This is a genomic window from Enterobacter cloacae complex sp. I1M (assembly GCF_014982425.1).
In the GTDB taxonomy this organism is placed as follows: domain Bacteria; phylum Pseudomonadota; class Gammaproteobacteria; order Enterobacterales; family Enterobacteriaceae; genus Enterobacter; species Enterobacter intestinihominis.
This window is the reverse complement of sequence record NZ_JADCLG010000014.1, coordinates 1-19961: the sequence shown is the minus strand read 5'-3', so window position 1 is coordinate 19961 and position 19961 is coordinate 1. Positions and strand designations below refer to the sequence as shown.

Annotated in this window: 18 protein-coding genes and 1 other RNA gene; 10 read left to right on the top strand and 9 right to left on the bottom strand. The window is 57.7% G+C overall.

The genetic code is table 11. From position 1 onward, the window contains the following. The first annotated feature begins 70 nt into the window (after positions 1 to 70). Complete coding sequence (serA, locus tag INF86_RS09140; RefSeq protein WP_022649321.1) at positions 71 to 1303, top strand: phosphoglycerate dehydrogenase; 1233 nt, start codon at positions 71 to 73, stop codon at positions 1301 to 1303. Between the two features lie 307 nt (positions 1304 to 1610). Here serA and INF86_RS09135 read toward each other — a convergent pair whose 3' ends face one another. From INF86_RS09135 to zapA, 3 genes are all read right to left on the bottom strand, one after another. Continuing rightward, positions 1611 to 2207: a 5-formyltetrahydrofolate cyclo-ligase gene (locus INF86_RS09135; RefSeq protein ID WP_022649320.1), complete on the bottom strand. Its 597-nt coding sequence runs from the start codon at positions 2205 to 2207 to the stop codon at positions 1611 to 1613. Between the two features lie 24 nt (positions 2208 to 2231). After that, positions 2232 to 2415: non-coding RNA, 6S RNA (gene ssrS / locus INF86_RS09130), on the bottom strand. A gap of 41 nt (positions 2416 to 2456) precedes the next feature. Beyond that, entirely contained in the window at positions 2457 to 2786 is a 330-nt protein-coding gene (gene zapA, locus INF86_RS09125; protein WP_003860096.1) for a cell division protein ZapA, read from the bottom strand. 167 nt (positions 2787 to 2953) lie between these two features. Here zapA and INF86_RS09120 point away from each other — a divergent pair, with 167 nt between their 5' ends. The 8 genes from INF86_RS09120 (at position 2954) to INF86_RS09085 (ending at position 12987) form a co-directional block, all read left to right on the top strand. Then, positions 2954 to 3532: a YecA family protein gene (locus INF86_RS09120; protein WP_074142809.1), complete on the top strand. Its 579-nt coding sequence runs from the start codon at positions 2954 to 2956 to the stop codon at positions 3530 to 3532. Between the two features lie 31 nt (positions 3533 to 3563). After that, on the top strand, positions 3564 to 4877 hold the full coding sequence (gene pepP, locus INF86_RS09115; protein ID WP_154051600.1) for a Xaa-Pro aminopeptidase: 1314 nt from the start codon (positions 3564 to 3566) through the stop codon (positions 4875 to 4877). Then, the gene (ubiH, locus tag INF86_RS09110; protein ID WP_023306892.1) at positions 4874 to 6052 is read left to right on the top strand and encodes a 2-octaprenyl-6-methoxyphenyl hydroxylase; all 1179 of its coding nucleotides are present in this window, start codon (positions 4874 to 4876) and stop codon (positions 6050 to 6052) included. Before pepP ends, ubiH begins: the two co-directional genes overlap by 4 nt. 12 nt (positions 6053 to 6064) lie before the next feature. Continuing rightward, positions 6065 to 7267, top strand: a complete 1203-nt coding sequence (gene ubiI / locus INF86_RS09105; protein ID WP_022649317.1) for an FAD-dependent 2-octaprenylphenol hydroxylase — start codon at positions 6065 to 6067, stop codon at positions 7265 to 7267. Between the two features lie 397 nt (positions 7268 to 7664). Beyond that, complete coding sequence (gene gcvT, locus INF86_RS09100) at positions 7665 to 8759, top strand: glycine cleavage system aminomethyltransferase GcvT (protein ID WP_193543445.1); 1095 nt, start codon at positions 7665 to 7667, stop codon at positions 8757 to 8759. 23 nt (positions 8760 to 8782) lie between these two features. Further along, positions 8783 to 9172, top strand: a complete 390-nt coding sequence (gene gcvH, locus INF86_RS09095; RefSeq protein ID WP_006811885.1) for a glycine cleavage system protein GcvH — start codon at positions 8783 to 8785, stop codon at positions 9170 to 9172. A gap of 127 nt (positions 9173 to 9299) precedes the next feature. Next, a complete protein-coding gene (gene gcvP / locus INF86_RS09090) occupies positions 9300 to 12173 on the top strand; it encodes an aminomethyl-transferring glycine dehydrogenase (protein ID WP_045308801.1) in 2874 nt (957 codons plus the stop codon). A 70-nt stretch (positions 12174 to 12243) separates the two neighbouring features. After that, positions 12244 to 12987, top strand: coding sequence for an SDR family oxidoreductase (locus tag INF86_RS09085; RefSeq protein WP_022649314.1), 744 nt, complete (start codon positions 12244 to 12246; stop codon positions 12985 to 12987). A 2-nt stretch (positions 12988 to 12989) separates the two neighbouring features. On the opposite strand, the gene INF86_RS09080 is transcribed toward INF86_RS09085, so the two are convergent. The 6 genes from INF86_RS09080 to INF86_RS09055 all read right to left on the bottom strand — a co-directional run bounded on the left by INF86_RS09080 (position 12990) and on the right by INF86_RS09055 (position 18907). Then, complete coding sequence (locus INF86_RS09080) at positions 12990 to 13490, bottom strand: protein disulfide oxidoreductase (RefSeq protein ID WP_032626112.1); 501 nt, start codon at positions 13488 to 13490, stop codon at positions 12990 to 12992. After that, on the bottom strand, positions 13480 to 14082 hold the full coding sequence (locus tag INF86_RS09075; protein ID WP_193543444.1) for a DsbA family protein: 603 nt from the start codon (positions 14080 to 14082) through the stop codon (positions 13480 to 13482). Before INF86_RS09075 ends, INF86_RS09080 begins: the two co-directional genes overlap by 11 nt. A 1-nt stretch (position 14083) precedes the next feature. Then, positions 14084 to 16093, bottom strand: a complete 2010-nt coding sequence (locus INF86_RS09070; RefSeq protein WP_193543443.1) for a protein-disulfide reductase DsbD — start codon at positions 16091 to 16093, stop codon at positions 14084 to 14086. Positions 16094 to 16141: 48 nt separating this feature from the next. Further along, on the bottom strand, positions 16142 to 16501 hold the full coding sequence (locus INF86_RS09065; protein WP_022649310.1) for a hypothetical protein: 360 nt from the start codon (positions 16499 to 16501) through the stop codon (positions 16142 to 16144). Between the two features lie 124 nt (positions 16502 to 16625). After that, entirely contained in the window at positions 16626 to 18059 is a 1434-nt protein-coding gene (gene bglA / locus INF86_RS09060; RefSeq protein WP_023306887.1) for a 6-phospho-beta-glucosidase BglA, read from the bottom strand. A 116-nt stretch (positions 18060 to 18175) separates the two neighbouring features. Next, positions 18176 to 18907 (bottom strand): MurR/RpiR family transcriptional regulator, encoded by a 732-nt coding sequence (locus INF86_RS09055; RefSeq protein WP_022649308.1) that lies wholly within the window; start codon positions 18905 to 18907, stop codon positions 18176 to 18178. A gap of 266 nt (positions 18908 to 19173) precedes the next feature. Between INF86_RS09055 and INF86_RS09050 the strand changes: the two genes are divergently transcribed. Continuing rightward, on the top strand, positions 19174 to 19833 hold the full coding sequence (locus tag INF86_RS09050) for a hemolysin III family protein (RefSeq protein WP_022649307.1): 660 nt from the start codon (positions 19174 to 19176) through the stop codon (positions 19831 to 19833). Positions 19834 to 19961 lie beyond the last annotated feature (128 nt).

The window sequence follows — 19961 nt, the reverse complement described above, 5'->3', positions numbered from 1 at the left end:
TTTGATATGTTGGCTGCACGGGATTTATATCCAGCACAACATCAGTTCAGATAAAAACAGGGTCGGGTAAATGGCAAAGGTATCACTGGAGAAAGACAAGATTAAATTCCTGCTGGTTGAAGGCGTGCACCAGAAAGCGCTCGATAGCCTTCGCGCTGCAGGTTACACCAACATCGAATTTCACAAAGGCGCGCTGGATACTGAAGAGCTGAAAGCGTCCATCCGTGATGCCCATTTCATTGGCCTGCGATCCCGTACCCAACTGACTGAAGACGTTATTGCTGCGGCGGAAAAGCTGGTGGCGATTGGCTGTTTCTGTATCGGTACCAATCAGGTTGATCTGAATGCCGCCGCAAAACGCGGTATCCCGGTTTTTAACGCCCCGTTCTCCAACACCCGTTCCGTGGCGGAGCTGGTGATTGGCGAGCTGCTGCTACTCCTTCGCGGTATTCCGGAAGCTAACGCCAAAGCGCACCGCGGCGTGTGGAATAAACTGGCCGCGGGCTCCTACGAAGCGCGTGGTAAAAAACTCGGGATTATTGGTTACGGCCACATCGGTACGCAGCTCGGTATTCTGGCGGAATCCCTTGGCATGCACGTGTTTTTCTACGATATCGAAAACAAACTGCCGCTGGGTAACGCGACGCAGGTGCAGCATCTTTCTGACCTGCTGAACATGAGCGACGTGGTCAGCCTGCACGTGCCGGAAAATGCGTCCACCAAAAACATGATGGGAGCGGAAGAGCTGGCGCTGATGAAGCCGGGCTCACTGCTGATCAACGCCGCGCGCGGTACAGTGGTCGATATTCCTGCCCTGTGCGATGCGCTGAAGCGTAAGCATCTGGCGGGTGCGGCGATTGACGTGTTCCCGACGGAACCGGCCACCAACAGCGATCCGTTCACCTCTCCGCTGTGCGAGTTCGACAACGTGATCCTGACGCCGCATATCGGGGGTTCTACTCAGGAAGCGCAGGAGAATATCGGCCTGGAAGTGGCGGGCAAGCTGAGCAAATATTCCGACAACGGTTCAACGCTCTCTGCGGTGAACTTCCCGGAAGTGTCTCTGCCGCTACACGGCGGGCGTCGTCTGCTGCACATTCACGAAAACCGTCCGGGCGTGCTGACTGCTATCAACCAGATCTTTGCCGAACAGGGCGTCAACATTGCCGCGCAGTATCTGCAAACGAACGCGCAGATGGGTTATGTGGTGATTGATATTGAAGCGGATGAAGACATTGCTGAGAAAGCATTGCAGAGCATGAAGGCCATTCCGGGGACGATTCGCGCGCGTCTGCTGTACTGATAGTGCGGTCTGTGGTGTCGGGTGGCGCTTACGCTTACCCGACCTACAATGTTCGTGCGGTCTGTGTATCGGGTGGCGCTCACGCTTACCCGACCTACAATGTTCGTGCGGTCTGTGGTGTCGGGTGGCGCTTACGCATACCCGACCTACAATGTTCGTGCGGTCTGTGTGTCGGGTGGCGCTCACGCTTACCCGACCTACAACGGTCGTGCGGTCTGTGTGTCGGGTGGCGCTTACGCTTACCCGACCTACAATGTTCGAGGATTTATGTAGGCCGGGTAAGGCGTAGCCGCCACCCGGCTTTGTTCTACCAGGTCCAGGTTTTACTGGGCGTCACCACCGCCGGCAACGGCACATCCCATTTCTCCACGGGTAATGCCTCCACGCCCTGACAATCATGCGCATAGCCCACCGGCTGCAACCCGTACTGCTGCCAGTTTTGTAGCGTTCTGTCGTAAAAACCACCGCCCATACCTAATCGCTGTCCCTGCTCGTCAAACGCCACCAGCGGCGTAATCAGCACATCCAGTTCAGATAGCGGCAGCACATCGCGCACGTCGAGTTTGGGTTCGGTGATTTTCAGACGATTCACCACCAGTTCGCTGTGCGGATGGTAGTGCAGAAACAGCAGATTGCCCCGGCTAAAGGGATGCAGCACCGGCAGATAAACTTTTTTCCCGGCGCGCCAGAGCTGGTCTATAAGCGGTTGGGTATCCAGCTCACCATCAAACGAAAGAAACAGGGCGACGGTGTTTGCCATCACCACAGGCGGATAGGCCATCATACGGGCGGCGGCCTGCTGGGCAAACTGTGCCTGTTGTTCGGCGCTTAAGGCACGACGACGCTGGCGAATGAGCTGACGGATATCCTGGCGTGAAGCAGAAACTTCAGGGAATTGAGTCATGGTTGTTGGTAGAAGAAGAGAGAGGGAATCTCCGAGATGCCGCCGCAGGCTGTAACCCTTGAACCCTTGGTTCAAGGTGAATGTGTCGTCATAGTTTTAAGGCTTCTCGGACGGACCGAGCATGCTCACCAACCATGGAGCGCCACATTCTTGTGGTATGAAATATCGGCTCAGGGGACTGGCCCGCTTGCAAACATCTCAGAGAAATTTTGTCTTCACAGTTACTCTACCATAGTCAACTGAGAAGTGTTATTCAAACTTTGGTCCCGGTCTTTCAGGACTGCGACCTTGATCAAGCAATGCCTGTTCAATGGTCTGCTGGAGCATTTTAATGCGCTGCTCCATGCTTGCCGCGTAATCGCGGGTCTTCGCTTTTTCCTGAGTCAGTTCATAGCTGATGTTCAACGCGGCGATGAAAACCAGCTGCTCAGTATTTGTGACTCTAGTGCGTTCTTTTAGATCTTGCAACCGCTGATTCAAATCGTCCGCAGCCTGATTCAAAGCATCCCTTTGTTCAGGCGGACAATTCACTCGCAGTGAACGGCCAAAAATCTGGAGATCGACGGGTTGTGCAGACATGCCACCTTCCTGCTGATTGACTGCGCTGCCTTCGCTTACTGCCCCGGGGGCTGCGAAGGGGCGACACTATAGCTACCCTGATGTGAAGATACAAGCCCTTTTCTGGTATCACCAGGGTCCAAAGTGGTAGCATATCATGAATATCCTCCCTTTGATGACGAATGCGTATGTCTATACAGAACGAAATGCCTGGTTACAAGGATTTAAACCAGTTACTGAACCAGCAGGGAGTCGGTCTAACCCCTGCCGAAATGCACGGTCTGATCAGCGGCATACTGTGCGGCGGAAACAGCGACAGCTCATGGCTGCCGCTGATCCACGACCTCACCAACGAAGGGCTGGCATTTGGCCACGAACTGGCGGAAGCGCTGCGTAAAATGCACGCCACAACCAGCGATTCCCTGGAAGACGATGGCTTTCTTTTTCAGCTTTATCTGCCTGAAGGCGACGATGTCAGCGTCTTCGATCGCGCTGATGCGCTCGCGGGTTGGGTAAACCACTATCTGCTTGGCCTGGGCGTAACCCAGCCTAAACTGGATAAAGTGACCGGCGAAGCGGGTGAAGCGATCGACGATCTGCGTAACATCGCCCAGCTCGGCTACGATGAAGACGAAGACCAGGAAGAGCTGGAGATGTCTCTCGAAGAGATCATCGAGTACGTGCGCGTGGCGTCTCTGCTGTGCCACGACAACTTTACGCGCTCGCAGCCGACCGCGCCGGAAGTTCGCAAGCCAACATTACACTAAGAAAAATAACGCACAGGAGGGTGTCATGGTTATCTCCAGTCAAGAGTATTCTCGCCGTCGTCAGGCGCTGCTGGCAAAAATGCAGCCGGGAAGCGCTGCCCTGATTTTCGCCGCGCCGGAAGTGACGCGCAGCGCCGACAGCGAATACCCCTATCGCCAGAGCAGCGATTTCTGGTACTTCACCGGGTTTAACGAGCCGGAAGCGGTACTGGTGCTGATTAAAAGCAATGACACCCACAACCACAGCGTGATTTTCAACCGCGTGCGCGATCTGACCGCGGAAATCTGGTTTGGCCGCCGCTTAGGTCAGGAGGCGGCGCCGGAAAAACTGGGCGTGGACCGCGCGCTGGCCTACAGCGAAATCAACCAGCAGCTCTATCAACTGCTCAACGGCCTGGACGTGCTGTACCACGCGCAGGGTGAATACGCCTATGCGGATGAGATTGTTTTCACTGCGCTGGATAAGCTGCGTAAAGGCTCACGTCAGAATTTGTCTGCACCCGCAACCCTGACAGACTGGCGACCGGTGGTGCATGAGATGCGCCTGTTTAAGTCTGAAGAAGAGCTGAACGTGATGCGCCGCGCGGGCGAAATCAGCGCCCTGGCGCATACCCGCGCCATGGAAAAGTGCCGTCCCGGTATGTTCGAGTACCAGCTTGAAGGGGAAATTCACCATGAATTTAACCGTCACGGCGCGCGCTTCCCGTCCTATAACACCATCGTAGGCGGCGGGAAAAACGGCTGCATTCTGCACTACACCGAAAACGAAAGTGAACTGCGCGACGGCGATCTGGTGCTGATTGACGCCGGCTGTGAATATCAGGGTTACGCGGGCGACATCACCCGTACCTTCCCGGTGAACGGTAAATTCACCCCAGCGCAGCGTGAAATCTATGACATCGTGCTTGAGTCTCTGGAGACCGCGCTGACGCTGTTCCGCCCTGGCACCTCCATCCAGGAGGTTACGGGCGAGGTGGTGCGCATCATGATTACCGGGCTGGTGAAGCTCGGCATTCTGAAAGGCGATGTGGACACCCTTATAACCGAAAACGCCCATCGTCCGTACTTTATGCATGGCCTGAGCCACTGGCTGGGGCTGGATGTGCATGACGTGGGGGCATACGGTCCGGAACGTTCGCGCGTGCTGGAGCCTGGCATGGTGCTGACCGTTGAGCCGGGGCTGTATATCGCGCCGGATGCCGACGTGCCGGAACAGTACCGCGGGATCGGTATTCGTATTGAAGATGACATCGTCATCACCGAAACCGGTAACGAAAACCTGACCGCGACCGTGGTGAAAAAAGCCGACGACATCGAGGCGCTGATGGCGGCGGCACGCGGATGAGCGTGATCATTGTTGGCGGAGGCATGACCGGCGCTACTCTGGCGTTGGCTATTTCGCAGTTAACCCAGGGCCAGCTTCCGGTGCATCTGGTTGAGGCGGTCGCGCCGCAGGCGGCCGATCATCCCGGTTTCGACGCCCGCGCTATCGCGCTGGCGCAGGGAACCTGTCAGCAGCTTGCGCGTATTGGGATCTGGCAGGCGATAGCGGATTGCGCGACGGCGATCGGCACCGTTCACGTCAGCGATCGCGGGCACGCCGGGTTTGTGACGCTGGATGCCCACGATTACCGGATCGAGGCGCTGGGGCAGGTTGTCGAGCTGCATGACGTAGGGCTGCGGCTGTTCCGTCTTTTACAGGACGCGCCTGGCGTCACGCTGCACTGTCCGGCGCGCGTCGCCAGCTTTAGCCGCCGTGACGAAGCCGTCAGCGTGACGCTGGACAACGGCACCACGCTGGAGGGGGAACTGCTGGTGGCGGCGGATGGTTCACGCTCCGCGATCGCCACGCAGTGCGGCGTCGAATTGCGCTCTGAACCCTATGGGCAGGTGGCGGTCATCGCTAACGTCTCTACGGCTGGCGCGCATAACGGCAGGGCATTTGAGCGCTTCACGGAGCACGGCCCGCTGGCCATGCTGCCGATGTCGAACGGGCGCTGCTCGCTGGTGTGGTGCCATGCGCAGGACCGGGCCGATGAGGTTCTCTCCTGGTCCGACGAACGTTTTAGTTCCGAGCTGCAGAAAGCCTTCGGCTGGCGGCTTGGGCGTATCACCCAGGCCGGAAAACGCGTGGCCTATCCGCTCGCGCTGACGACCGCATCGCAGACTGTCTCCCATCGCGTCGCCCTGGTCGGCAACGCCGCGCAGACGCTGCACCCCATCGCCGGGCAAGGCTTTAACCTTGGCCTGCGCGACGTGATGAGCCTGGCTGAGCTACTGGCGCAGACGTGGAGCGAACAACAGGATTGTGGCGCATACTCAGTGCTGAGCCATTACCAGAAACGACGTCAGGCGGACAAAGCGGCGACCATTGGCGTTACCGACGGTTTAGTCCACCTGTTTGCCAATCGCTGGGCACCGCTGGTTGCGGGTCGCAACCTTGGGCTGATGGCGATGGAACTGTTCATTCCGGCACGTGACGTGCTGGCGCAGCGGACCCTGGGTTGGGTCGCGCGTTAAGGAGTAATCACCGTGCAAAATGTTGATGTCGCCATTGTCGGCGGCGGAATGGTAGGACTGGCGCTGGCCTGTGGTTTACAGGGCAGCGGCCTGCGCGTGGCGGTGCTTGAGCAAAATGCGCCGCAGCCCGTGGCGCAGGATGCACCGCCGGAGCTGCGCGTCTCGGCGATCAATGCCGCCAGCGAAAAGCTACTGACGCACCTTGGCGTCTGGTCTGAAATCGTGGCGCTGCGTGCCAGCTGTTACCATGGCATGGAAGTGTGGGATAAAGACAGCTTCGGCCATATCGCGTTTGACGATGAAAGCATGGGCTACAGCCACCTTGGGCACATCGTTGAAAACGCGGTGATCCACCACGCGCTGTGGCAAAAAGCGCAGCAGTGCAGCGACGTCACGCTGATCGCACCGGCGAAACTTCAGCAGGTGGCGTGGGGCGAAAACGACGCGTTTATCACTCTTGAAAGCGGCGACATGCTGACCGCGCGGCTGGTAGTGGGTGCCGACGGCGCCAATTCCTGGCTGCGTAACAAAGCGGATATTCCGCTGACCTTCTGGGATTACCGTCATCACGCCCTGGTTGCCACAATCCGCACCGAAGAGCCGCATGGCGGCGTGGCGCGCCAGATTTTCCACAATGATGGCATTCTGGCCTTCCTGCCGCTTGCTGATCCGCATCTCTGCTCCATCGTCTGGTCTTTAGAGCCGGAGAAAGCGCAGCAGATGCAGGAGGCGACGCCGGACGCCTTTAATCAGGCGCTATGCGTGGCGTTTGATAACCGTCTGGGCCTGTGCACGCTTGAAAGCGAACGCCAGGCGTTTCCGTTAACTGGTCGCTACGCGCGTCAGTTTGCGGCGCACCGTCTGGCGTTGGTGGGGGATGCGGCGCATACGATTCATCCGCTGGCCGGGCAGGGGGTGAACCTCGGCTTTATGGACGCGGCCGAGCTGGTTGAAGAGCTGCGTCGTCTGCATCGTGAAGGCAAAGATATTGGTCAGCATCTGTATCTGCGTCGCTACGAGCGCAGCCGCAAACACAGTGCGGCGATGATGCTGGCGGGTATGCAGGGCTTCCGCGAGCTATTTGCCGGAGCGAACCCGGCGAAAAAACTGCTGCGCGATATCGGCCTCAAACTGGCCGACACCCTTCCCGGCGTCAAACCGCAGCTTCTTCGTCAGGCAATGGGCCTTAACGATCTTCCCGACTGGTTACGTTAATCTCGATCCCCGTCACACTTTATTTTCCCGGCCTTCGCGCCGGGGAAATCTCCTCGTTTGAAATAATCTAATTTCACGTCATTTTTCGCATTAGAAAATCTAATCTTACTCTTTTTATGTTACGGAAATTCGGCCCGTTTTTCCGCACGAAATATCACCATCTGCTAAATCCTGTTAGCTCGATGTTAATTTTATGCGGGTTTAATCGCATTTTACCAGTGAATAACTCTGTAGGCTTTTCAGCGATTTTTGGTCATAAGCTAATGTGATGACCCGTTTTACCTTATGGTTAACCGCCGGTTTCGGTGGTAAGTTCAGGTAAAAGAGAACGTTTGCGTCGGCCCCCGATCGCGAGGTCGACACCGGGTTTCACGGTGAATTTTTCAACGAGGAAAAGATGGCTCAACAGACTCCTTTGTACGAACAGCACGTGTTATGCGGCGCCCGCATGGTGGACTTCCACGGCTGGATGATGCCGCTGCACTACGGCTCGCAGATTGATGAGCACCACGCGGTGCGCACCGATGCCGGTATGTTCGACGTGTCTCATATGACGATTGTCGACCTGCGCGGAAGCCGCACCCGGGAGTTTTTGCGTTATCTGTTGGCAAACGACGTCGCCAAACTAAAAACGCCGGGCAAAGCGCTCTATACCGGCATGCTCAATGCCTCTGGCGGCGTGATTGACGACCTCATCGTCTACTACTTCACCGAAGATTTCTTCCGCCTCGTTGTAAACTCCGCCACCCGCGAAAAAGACCTCTCCTGGATTTCCCAACACGCTGAACCTTACGCCATCGACATCACCGTTCGTGACGATCTGTCGCTGATTGCGGTGCAGGGGCCAAACGCCCAGGCGAAAGCCGCGTCTCTGTTCAGCGACGAGCAGCGCAAAGCAACCGAAGGCATGAAGCCGTTCTTCGGCGTGCAGGCGGGGGATCTGTTTATCGCCACCACCGGCTACACCGGTGAAGCGGGCTACGAAATTGCAATGCCAAACGAAAAGGCCGCCGATTTCTGGCGTGCGCTGGTGGAGGCGGGTGTGAAGCCTGCGGGCCTGGGCGCGCGCGATACGCTGCGTCTGGAAGCGGGGATGAACCTCTACGGTCAGGAGATGGACGAAGGCGTCTCACCGCTGGCAGCCAACATGGGCTGGACCATCGCGTGGGAACCGGCTGACCGTGATTTTATTGGCCGTGAAGCGCTGGAGATGCAGCGCGAGAAGGGCACTGAACAGCTGGTTGGCCTGGTGATGAAAGAAAAAGGCGTTCTGCGCGGCGAGCTGCCGGTGCGCTTCACCGATACCGATGGCAATCATCGCGAAGGCGTGATCACCAGCGGAACGTTCTCCCCGACGCTCGGCTACAGTATTGCACTGGCACGCGTGCCAGCGGGGATTGGCGAAACGGCGGTGGTGCAGATCCGCAACCGCGAAATGCCGGTCAACGTGACCAAACCGATTTTTGTTCGCGCCGGTAAGCCGGTCGCCTAACTATTTTTATCAGGAGAACTTCAATGAGCAATGTGCCAGCAGAACTGAAATACAGCAAAGAACACGAGTGGCTGCGCAAAGAGGCGGACGGCACTTACACCGTTGGGATCACCGAGCACGCGCAGGAACTGCTGGGCGACATGGTGTTTGTTGATCTGCCGGAAGTGGGCGCAACCGTGAGCGCAGGCGACGACTGTGCGGTGGCGGAATCCGTTAAAGCGGCCTCTGACATCTACGCTCCGGTGAGCGGTGAAATTGTTGCCGTGAACGACGCGCTGAGCGACTCCCCGGAGCTGGTGAACAGCGAGCCTTATGAAGGCGGCTGGATCTTTAAGATCAAAGCCAGCGACGAAGCGCAGGTTGCCGCGCTGCTGGATGCGACCGCGTACGAAGCACTACTGGAAGACGAATAACGTTGTGCCGGATGGCGCTGCGCTTATCCGGCCTACAGATCTACGTAGGCCCGGTAAGCGTTAGCGCCACCGGGCAACAGCGTTACAGATAATTACGATTCACTGCACGTTTCAGGAACCATCGCTCATGACACAGACTTTAAGCCAGCTTGAAAACCGTGGCGCCTTCATTGAACGTCACATTGGGCCGGATGCTCAGCAACAGCAGGAGATGCTGAAGACAGTTGGCGCGGATTCATTAAACGCACTGATCGGCCAGATCGTGCCAAAAGACATCCAGCTTGCCACACCGCCGCAGGTAGGCGAGTCCACGACGGAGTTCGCCGCGCTGGCGGAGCTGAAGGCCATCGCCGGCCTTAACAAGCGCTATAAGTCTTATATCGGCATGGGCTACACCAACGTGCAATTACCGCCGGTGATCCTGCGTAATATGCTGGAAAATCCGGGCTGGTACACCGCTTACACCCCGTATCAGCCAGAAGTCTCCCAGGGCCGTCTGGAAGCGCTGCTGAACTTCCAGCAGGTGACGCTGGATCTGACCGGTATGGATATCGCCTCTGCCTCTCTGCTGGATGAAGCCACTGCCGCCGCTGAAGCGATGGCGATGGCGAAGCGCGTGAGCAAGCTGAAAAACGCCAACCGCTTCTTCGTCGCGGCGGACGTGCATCCCCAGACGCTGGACGTGGTGCGCACCCGTGCGGAAACCTTCGGCTTTGAGGTGATTGTCGACGACGCTGACAAAGTGCTGGATCACCAGGACGTCTTCGGCGTGCTGTTACAGCAGGTGGGCACCACCGGGGAAGTGCATGATTACAGCGCGCTGATCGCCGAGCTCAAATCCCGTAAGGTTATTGTTAGCGTCGCCGCTGATTTTATGGCGCTGGTGCTGCTGACGGCGCCAGGTAAACAGGGCGCGGATATTGTCTTCGGCTCAGCGCAACGCTTCGGCGTGCCGATGGGCTACGGCGGCCCGCACGCGGCGTTCTTTGGCGCGAAAGATGAATTTAAACGTTCCATGCCAGGCCGTATTATCGGCGTATCGAAAGATGCCGCCGGTAACACCGCGCTGCGCATGGCGATGCAGACCCGCGAGCAGCATATCCGCCGCGAGAAAGCGAACTCCAACATCTGTACCTCGCAGGTGCTGCTGGCTAACATTGCCAGCTTATACGCGGTGTTCCACGGTCCGGCAGGTCTGAAACGCATTGCCAGCCGCATCCACCGTCTGGCCGATATCCTGGCCTGCGGTCTGCAACAGAAAGGTCTCAGACTGCGTCATGAGCACTACTTCGACACCCTGTGCGTCGAGGTGGCAGACAAAGCGGCCGTGCTGGCGCGCGCCGAGGCAGCACAAATCAACCTGCGCAGCGACATTCACAACGCAGTCGGTATTACGCTGGACGAAAGCACCACCCGTGACGATATCCTGACCCTGTTCAACGTATTGCTGGGTGACGCACAGGGTCTGGACGTTGATACGCTCGACAAAGAGGTTGCGCTCGACAGCCGCTCCATTCAGGAAAGCATGCTGCGCGACGACGCGATCCTGACTCACCCGGTGTTCAACCGCTATCACAGCGAAACCGAGATGATGCGTTACATGCACTCTCTGGAACGTAAAGATCTGGCGCTGAACCAGGCGATGATCCCGCTGGGCTCCTGCACCATGAAGCTGAACGCCGCGGCTGAGATGATCCCAATCACCTGGCCTGAATTCTCCGAGCTGCACCCGTTCTGCCCGGCTGAGCAGGCGGAAGGTTATCACATGATGATCAACCAGCTCTCCGACTGGCTGGTGAAGCTGACCGGGTACGACGCGCTCTGCATGCAGCCGAACTCCGGTGCGCAGGGTGAATACGCCGGTCTGCTGGCGATCCGTCACTATCACGAAAGCCGCAACGAAGGCCACCGCGATATCTGTCTGATCCCAAGCTCTGCCCACGGCACCAACCCGGCCTCTGCCCAGATGGCAGGGATGGAAGTGGTGGTCGTGGCGTGCGACAAAAACGGCAACATCGATCTGGCCGACCTGCGCGCGAAAGCCGAGCAGGCAGGCGACAAACTCTCCTGCATCATGGTGACCTACCCGTCCACCCACGGCGTGTACGAAGAAACGATCCGTGAAGTATGTGAAGTGGTGCATCAGTTCGGCGGCCAGGTTTACCTCGACGGTGCGAACATGAACGCCCAGGTGGGCATTACCTCTCCGGGCTTTATTGGCGCGGACGTGTCGCACCTCAACCTGCATAAAACGTTCTGCATTCCGCACGGCGGCGGCGGCCCGGGCATGGGCCCAATCGGCGTCAAAGCGCACCTGGCACCGTTTGTGCCAGGCCATAGCGTGGTGCAGATTGAAGGCATGCTGACCCGTCAGGGCGCGGTCTCCGCGGCACCGTTCGGCAGCGCCTCTATCCTGCCAATCAGCTGGATGTACATCCGCATGATGGGCGCGGAAGGGCTCAAGCAGGCCAGCCAGGTGGCGATCCTCAACGCCAACTACATCGCAACACGTCTAAAAGACGCCTATCCGGTGCTCTACACCGGCCGCGATGGTCGCGTGGCGCACGAATGCATCCTCGATATTCGTCCTCTGAAAGAAGAGACGGGCATCAGCGAGCTGGATATCGCCAAGCGTCTGATCGACTACGGCTTCCACGCGCCAACCATGTCGTTCCCGGTAGCGGGTACGCTGATGGTTGAGCCGACCGAGTCTGAAAGCAAGGTGGAGCTGGATCGCTTTATCGACGCCATGCTGGCGATCCGCAGCGAAATCGACCGCGTGAAAGGCGGGGAATGGACGCTGGAAGATAACCCCCTGGTTAACGCGCCGCATACCCAGAACGAACTGGTGGCAGAGTGGAACCACGGTTATACCCGCGAGCTGGCTGTCTTCCCGGCAGGTGTAGCAAACAAATACTGGCCAACCGTGAAACGTCTTGATGATGTTTACGGCGACCGTAACCTGTTCTGCTCCTGCGTGCCGATGAGCGAATACCAGTAACGTTGTTCCTGTAGTAACGTAGGCCGGGTAAGGCGAAGCCGCCACCCGGCTTTTTTATTTGGAGAACAGAATGGCAATTGCATTGGTCACCGGCGCCAGCCGGGGTATTGGTAAAGCCACCGCGCTACAGCTGGCAAGCGAAGGCTACACCGTTGCGGTGAATTTTCATCACAACATCAAAGCCGCGACAGAGGTTATTAATCAGATCGTGGACGCGGGCGGTAAGGCCTTTGCCGTGCGCGCGGATATCAGCGATGAATCGCAGGTGATGGCGATGTTCGACAGCATCGATCGCGAAGGTGAGCCGCTCGCCGCGCTGGTGAACAACGCCGGGATTTTGTTTGAACAATCCTCCATCGAAAACCTCTCCGCTGAACGTATTAACCGCGTGCTGTCCACCAACGTCACTGGCTATTTTCTCTGCTGCCGTGAGGCGGTGAAACGCATGTCGCATAAACACGGCGGCAAGGGTGGCGCGATTGTGAATGTCTCCTCGGCGGCCTCACGACTGGGCGCTCCGGGGGAGTATGTGGATTATGCTGCCTCCAAAGGGGCGGTGGATTCCCTCACCACCGGCCTCGCGCTGGAGGTGGCGGCGCAGGGCATTCGCGTTAACTGCGTGCGGCCAGGCCTGATTTATACCGATATTCACGCCTCCGGCGGCGAGCCGGGGCGTGTGGATCGGGTGAAGTCGCTGTTACCGATGCAGCGTGGCGGTCAGCCGGAGGAGGTCGCCCAGGCCATTACCTGGCTGCTGAGCGACAAAGCCTCCTATGTCACCGGTAGCTTCCTGGAGCTGGCTGGCGGGAAGTAACGCTACGACGCCAGCCACAGCCGCAGGCGCATTCCCCAGCCGCTGGTCCAGCCGGTGGTGATCGACTTCACTTCACCGTGAGAGATCACCACAAGCGTTGGCGTCACCTGAACGTCCCACTGACGCGCCAGTTCTCCGCTGGCGTCGTTGACCGTGGGCATCATCGCCTTCTTCTTTCTCATCCATGTTTCGAGCGTCGCGTTATCGCCCGAGCGCAGCGCAACCGACATCACGTTACCCCCGTCCGCGGCAATCGCCGCCACCGACGGCGTGGTGTAGCGGCAGACGCCGCACCATGTCGCCCAGACGTAGACCAGCAGCGGTCGCTCCTTACTCATGGCGATAAGATCGACGGGCTGACCGTCGAGGGTGTGCAGTGCCGTCGCGGAGAAATTCTGCGGCAGCGCGGGCTGGCGGAAATAGTCCACCGCCAGGCTCACGGCTACGCCAATCAGCAGCCACACGGCCAGCTCGCGCAGCAGGCGCGGAAGCTTACTTGCCACGGGCGTTTGCCAGCTGTTCTTTGACCAGCCCCTCCAGATCGTCATACGGGATTGCGCCCGCCACCATCTGGTCACCGATGATGGTCGCCGGGGTGCCCTGAATATTCAGCACCTGCGCCAGGATCAGGTTCATCTTTACGCTGTCCATGGTTTTATCATCGGTTTTAATGCTGTCCGTCCCGGTCTTCACCTGCGCGGCGGCGATGCTGGCGTTATCGTGATAGCCCTTTTTCATCATCAGCCGCTGGTGTAGTGACCAGAATTGATCCGGCGCCTGCTGCCACGTTGAGAGCGCCGCTTTCGCGGCATTTACCGAGCTTTGTCCCTTGAACGGCAGCAGTTTGATGATGAGCTGCACGTCGGGATTATCGTGCACGATTTTCTCCAGCATTGGGTCGAACTGCTTGCAATACGGGCAGTTGTAGTCTGTGAAGGAGACGATGGTGAGCTTCGGCGATGTCGCGCCGGTTCGCGGGCTGTTGGGGTCGTTAAACAGCAGTTTTGCCAGCTGGTCATTGGAAGCGTCATCTGACGGTGCGGCGAAACCGAACGTTGATAACGACAGCAGAAGTAAGGCAACGAAGGTTCTCATGTTATTTTCCTTTTGCATCGGACAGGGTGCTCAGCACCGCTTCGCGGCTTAACAACGCAGGCAGCACGTGGCCCTGCGGTAATCCCGGTCCGTAGATCTGGTTAAACGGCACGGCGGCGCTGCCGCGCGTGGTTAAAAACTGGCTGATGGTATCTGAGGGACGACTCCAGTCGCCGCGCAGGGCGACAACGTCCGGGGCGGAGAGCGCATCCTGCACGTCGTCGCGCAGCAGCACGTTGTATTTATTGGCTTTACAGGTCACGCACCAGTCGGCGGTCACGTCGACGAACACCCGTTTGTTCTCCGCCAGCGCGCGGACAATGGCCTGCTCGCTGAGCGGCTGCCAGTGAATACGATCGCGGCGGGAGCCCTCGCCGCCGGAGCCGGAAACAAACGCGACTACCCCGGCCACCAGTACAGCTAATACCCCGGCGCGCAGTGCCGTTTGCCAGCGGTAGCGCCAGGCGGTGACCAGCAGCAGCGCAAGGATCAGTAGCACGCCCAGCGTAATGACCGGCAGGCTGCCAATGTGCACCGTCAGCAGGCTCAGCAGCCACAGCGATGAGCCGAGCATCATCATCCCCAGCACTACGCGTACAACGTTCATCCAGCGCCCCGGACGCGGCAACCGCTGGGCCAGCCCCGGCCAGGCCGCCACCAGCAGCCACGGCAGGCTCATGCCGATACCCATCGCCAGGAAGATCCCCCACAGCAGGGGAAGCGGTGCCGCCAGCGCGACCGAGACCGCCGTCCCCAGGAACGGCGCGGTGCAGGGTGTCGCCAGCAGCGTGGCAAACGCGCCTTGCCAGAAATGACCCGCAAGCCCGTTGCCGCCGCGCGTGGCGAGGAAGGTGCTGGCGCCGGAAGGGAGACGGATTTCAAACAACCCCAGCAGGCTGGCGCTGAAGAGCACCATTACCAGCGCCATCGCGGCAATAAACCACGGGTTCTGGAACTGGATCCCCCAGCCGAGCGCCTGATTGCCTAAACGTAATACCGTCATCATCAGCGCCAGTGCGAGGAACGAGATCACGATCCCGGCTACCGATGCAAGAAACTGTCGGCGTACCTGACCGCGCGCCTGCCGTTCGGTTTGCATCAGCGTGCCCAGCTTCATGGCCAGCACGGGCAGTACGCAGGGCATGACGTTAAGGATCAGACCGCCAGCAAGCGCCATCAGCAGCACCCAGCCTAACGGGAGCGTCGGCGCGGCGTTCCCCGGCTGAATGCTCAGGCTGGACTCCTGCGCCTGCCCGCTATCGGCCAGAACCAGCGACAGGGTTTTGCCGCTGAGGTTGGGCGCGGCCTCGCCCCAGCTGTCCGTCACGGGCACGGTGGCGACCAGCGAATCACCGCGCATGGTGAGGGCCGGTTTGCCGAAATCAACATCATCCATACCGTCGATAAACAGCGACGGCGCCTGCCAGCCTGCGTCACGCTGCGCCGTTACGGTCAGCTTGCCGGGGGCATAGGTGGCGTTAAGCGTTGAGGTCAACCCGCCGCTGAGCGGAAGGGTGCCCATGGCCCGACTGAAATCGTAATCAAAACTGGCGCCTGCGGATGCGGTCATGTTCAGTGAAAACGGGTAGTCGGTAAGAATACAGACGTTGCTACAGGTGGAGAGAGTCAGCACGCCGCTCAGGATCGTCGGGACGTCGCCCCGCAGAGTGAGGGGAAAGCTGACATCGCCGTGATAGCCCTGCGTGGTGATGCCCGCGACGTCGAAACGCTGCGGCACAGGCCAGCGCCAGATCGCCTCGACGGGCTGATGCCATTTAATCGCGGGTGCGACGCCGCCTTCGCCCGGCGAGCGCCAGTAGGTTTTCCAGCCTTTTTGCAGGGCGACGTCCAGCAGCAGGCGGGTTTCGCCAGTGCTTTCAGGTTGCGCACGCAGCCTGACGCTGGCGTGCTGATTATCGGCGGCGCGCAGCCAGCCGCTGTCGGCAGCCTGGCTGAGGGGCAGCCATAGCCAAAGCAGGCAGACCAGCAGTCGCCTGAATACAGTAAACATAAATTTTCTCCGTAAATGATGAATTAACCTGAAGTAACAGGCGAAGGCTCATTCACGGAAGACGCATAATCGCAGATGCACCCTTAACCGGGGCGGGGAGATAACGCGGGGAGGCCACTGCCGTTCGCGGCGCGGTGGACTGGCTGCCAGCAACGCAAGCAGCAGGGTGACGGCAATCAGGGCGCCTTCAAACAAAACAGGCGGGACCGACATCAGCGACTTGGCGCTTAGCTCACACGGGGTTACCGGTGCGTCGGCACTCTCCTGCCCCTGCTGGACAGACTGGCTCGTGGCGGTGACGTTCATGACAAGCGCGTGCATCCCGGCCATCCGCTGGGCGGTACATATCAGCACCACCAGACAGGCCAGGGCTACAAGCAGGATAGCGTTGCGTTGTCGCTTAATCATGTTCGCCTCAAATATTCAGGATGCCTATATTATCGGGCGAACATATTTTGGCAACGCAAAAGCTGTAAAGAAGTGTCTGGAAGATAAGCAGTTTGCCCTCTCCGCTTGCAGAGAGGGCAAGCCATTACAGCGTTTCGCCGTTGCTGGCAATGACGGTTTTATACCACTCAAAGCTCTTCTTACGGGAGCGGGACATGTCACCGGTGCCGTCGTCGTGCTTGTTGACGTAGATAAAGCCGTAGCGCTTGCTGTACTGGCCGGTGGTGAAGGAGACGCAGTCGATGCAGCCCCACGGGGTGTAGCCCATCAGATCCACGCCGTCGTACGTCACGGCCTTCATCATCTCTTCCACGTGGGCGCGCAGGTAGTCGATGCGGTAGTCATCGTTGATGCTGCCGTCCTCTTCCACCTTGTCGTAGGCGCCGAAACCATTTTCCACGATAAACAGTGGCTTCTGGTAGCGCTCGTACAGTTCACACAGCGAATAACGCAGGCCCACAGGGTCAATCTGCCAGCCCCAGTCGGACGCCTTGACGTGTGGGTTCGGCACGCTGCCCTCGAAGCCGGAAATGGCGTCACCGGTGCCGCCTTCCGCTTTGACCGCGTTGGTCATGTAGTAGCTGAAACCTAAGTAATCGCAGGTGCCTTCACGCAGGATCTGCTCGTCGCCTGCTTCCATTTTGATGGAGAAGCCACGGCGTTCCCACTCGTTCAGCACGTAAGACGGGTAGTAGCCGCGCAGCTGTACGTCGGTAAAGACGTAGCGCTCGCGCATGGATTCCTGAGCAAACATGACATCTTCTGGCTTGCAGGAGTACGGATAGAGCGCCACCATCGCCAGCATGCAGCCGACTTTCATCTCCGGGTTAATGCGGCGGGCGGCTTTCACCGCCAGCGCGCTGGCCACGAACTGGTGGTGCAGCACCTGGTACATGGTCTCTTCCGGGTTGTCATGCTCGGTATAGACCACGCCAGAGCAGCAGTAGCCGAACAGCGGCGCACGCCAGTTGCGCTGGTTGTTGATTTCGTTGAAGGTCATCCAGTATTTGACCTTATTTTTGTAGCGCTCAAATACCACTTCCGAGAAGCGTACAAAGAAATCGACTACTTTACGGTTGGTCCATCCGCCGTATTCCTGAACGAGGTGCAGCGGCATTTCAAAGTGGGAGAGGGTGATCACCGGCTCGATGTTGTACTTCAGCAGTTCATCGAACATGTCGTCGTAAAACTTCAGCCCCTCTTCGTTTGGCTGAGTTTCGTCGCCTTTCGGGAAGATGCGCGTCCAGGCGATAGAGGTACGGAAACATTTGAAGCCCATCTCGGCAAACAGCTTGATGTCTTCTTTGTAATGGCCGTAAAAGTCGACGGCTTCGTGGTTCGGGTAATATTTGCCTTCAATCACTTCCTGCGTGATTTCACGCGGAACGCCGTGTGCGCCGCCGGTGAGCACGTCGCAAATGCTTGGCCCTTTGCCGCCTTTGTTCCAGCCGCCTTCAACCTGGTGCGCCGCCACCGCGCCGCCCCATAAAAAATCTTTCGGTAAAGTGAGTTTTTTCATCTTTGCTATTCTCAATTCAGGACTTATTGATTTCGAGTCTAGCAAAGCGGAAATAAATGTCACGATATAACATTTTGCGGGAATTGTAATTTGTCACATCAAAAAAACAGGATGTTTTATTCTGTTAATTTCTTCGCCAGTTTCCGGCCTAATGATTCAAGAATATAGATGACGGGAATTTGGGTGGTTATATCGTAAACGCCGCCTATGCGCGTTTGGGGGACATGCCAGGAGAGATTAAAGTCCGCCAGTTTCGCGAGACGAGAATGTTCGTGGCTGGTGACAGAGAGCACCTTGCAGCGATGCAGGCTGAACTGGCTGGCGAAGCGCAGGATTTCCTCGGTTTCTCCGGAGACGGAAAGTACAATGGCCAGTGCATTTTTAGCCATATCGTTAGTGACCGGGAAATAAGGATCGTCGATATGGTTGCTGAATTTCCCGATATTTGAAAAGAAACGTGCGCCATATTTTGCCAGCGATCCGGACGTGCCTGCGCCAACAAAAATAATTCGTTCAGATGATAAAATAATATCGACGGCTTTATCTAATAACGCATCGAACTCTTCGTTATTTACGCTTTTAAAGAAGCTGATAATTTCACTGGCACCAAAATTCGCCTGCTGGGGCTCGTTCTGCTCCAGATAGAGTTTAAAGCGCACCCGAAATTCCGAGTAGCCTTCGCAGTTGAGCTTTCGGCAGAAGCGCAGGATAGTAGTGGTAGAGACTCCCGCCGCATCCGCCAGCTCGCGGATGGTCATGTACATCACTTTGTCACGGTTCTTAATGACATAGTTGTAGACCATCATTTCCAGATTGTTGAGGCTGGCAATGGCGGAATGGCTGAACATACTCACAATGGCTAAACTCGCTGTCGGACACTATCCCTGAAGCATACCATGATGACGAAGGGTGAGAGACGGATTTATCTCCTTGATTACTCAGGTGTTAATGAAATAATTTACACCTGTGCGGTGGATTTATTTTGCATTATACTGATTTGTAAGGATAAATCTTGATTATGGATTTATTTTAGCTAACAGGTGTTCACTGGAATCATTCTCAGTTAGCATAGACTGGCGATGAATAATCATCTTTTGTTTTCCCGGAGTTAAGTATGGTGAGCAGACCATTAATCGCACAGGGATATTCGCTGGCTGAGGAAGTAGCCAACAGTATAAGCCATGGCATTGGCCTGGTGTTTGGGATTGTCGGCTTAGTATTGCTGCTGGTGCAGGCGGTAGATACCAACGCCAGCGCGATGGCCATTACCAGCTACAGCCTGTATGGCGGGAGTATGATCCTGCTTTTCCTTGCCTCAACGCTGTATCACGCTATTCCGCATCAACGGGCGAAGATATGGCTCAAGAAATTTGACCACTGCGCAATCTATCTTCTCATTGCAGGCACTTACACGCCATTTTTGCTGGTGGGGCTCAACTCACCGCTGTCGCGTGGCCTGATGATTGTGATCTGGAGCCTGGCGCTGCTGGGGATCCTGTTCAAGCTGACCATCGCGCACCGGTTCAAAGTATTGTCGCTGGTCACCTATCTGACAATGGGCTGGCTGTCGCTGATTGTGGTGTATCAGTTAGCCATTAAGCTGGCGGTGGGGGGCGTGACGCTTCTGGCGGTGGGCGGAGTGATCTACTCGCTGGGCGTGATTTTCTACGTCTGCAAGCGTATCCCGTACAACCATGCCATCTGGCACGGCTTTGTGCTGGGCGGCAGCGTGTGCCACTTCCTGGCAATTTATCTGTATGTTGGTCAGGTGTAGTTTTTTTGTAAGGTGCGGTCTGATGCCCTCACCCCGACCCTCTCCCGGTGGGCTGAGGGTTCCCCACAAATTAATGCGAGCACTGAGCAATCCCCTCGCCCCTCCGGGGAGAGGGTTAGGGTGAGGGG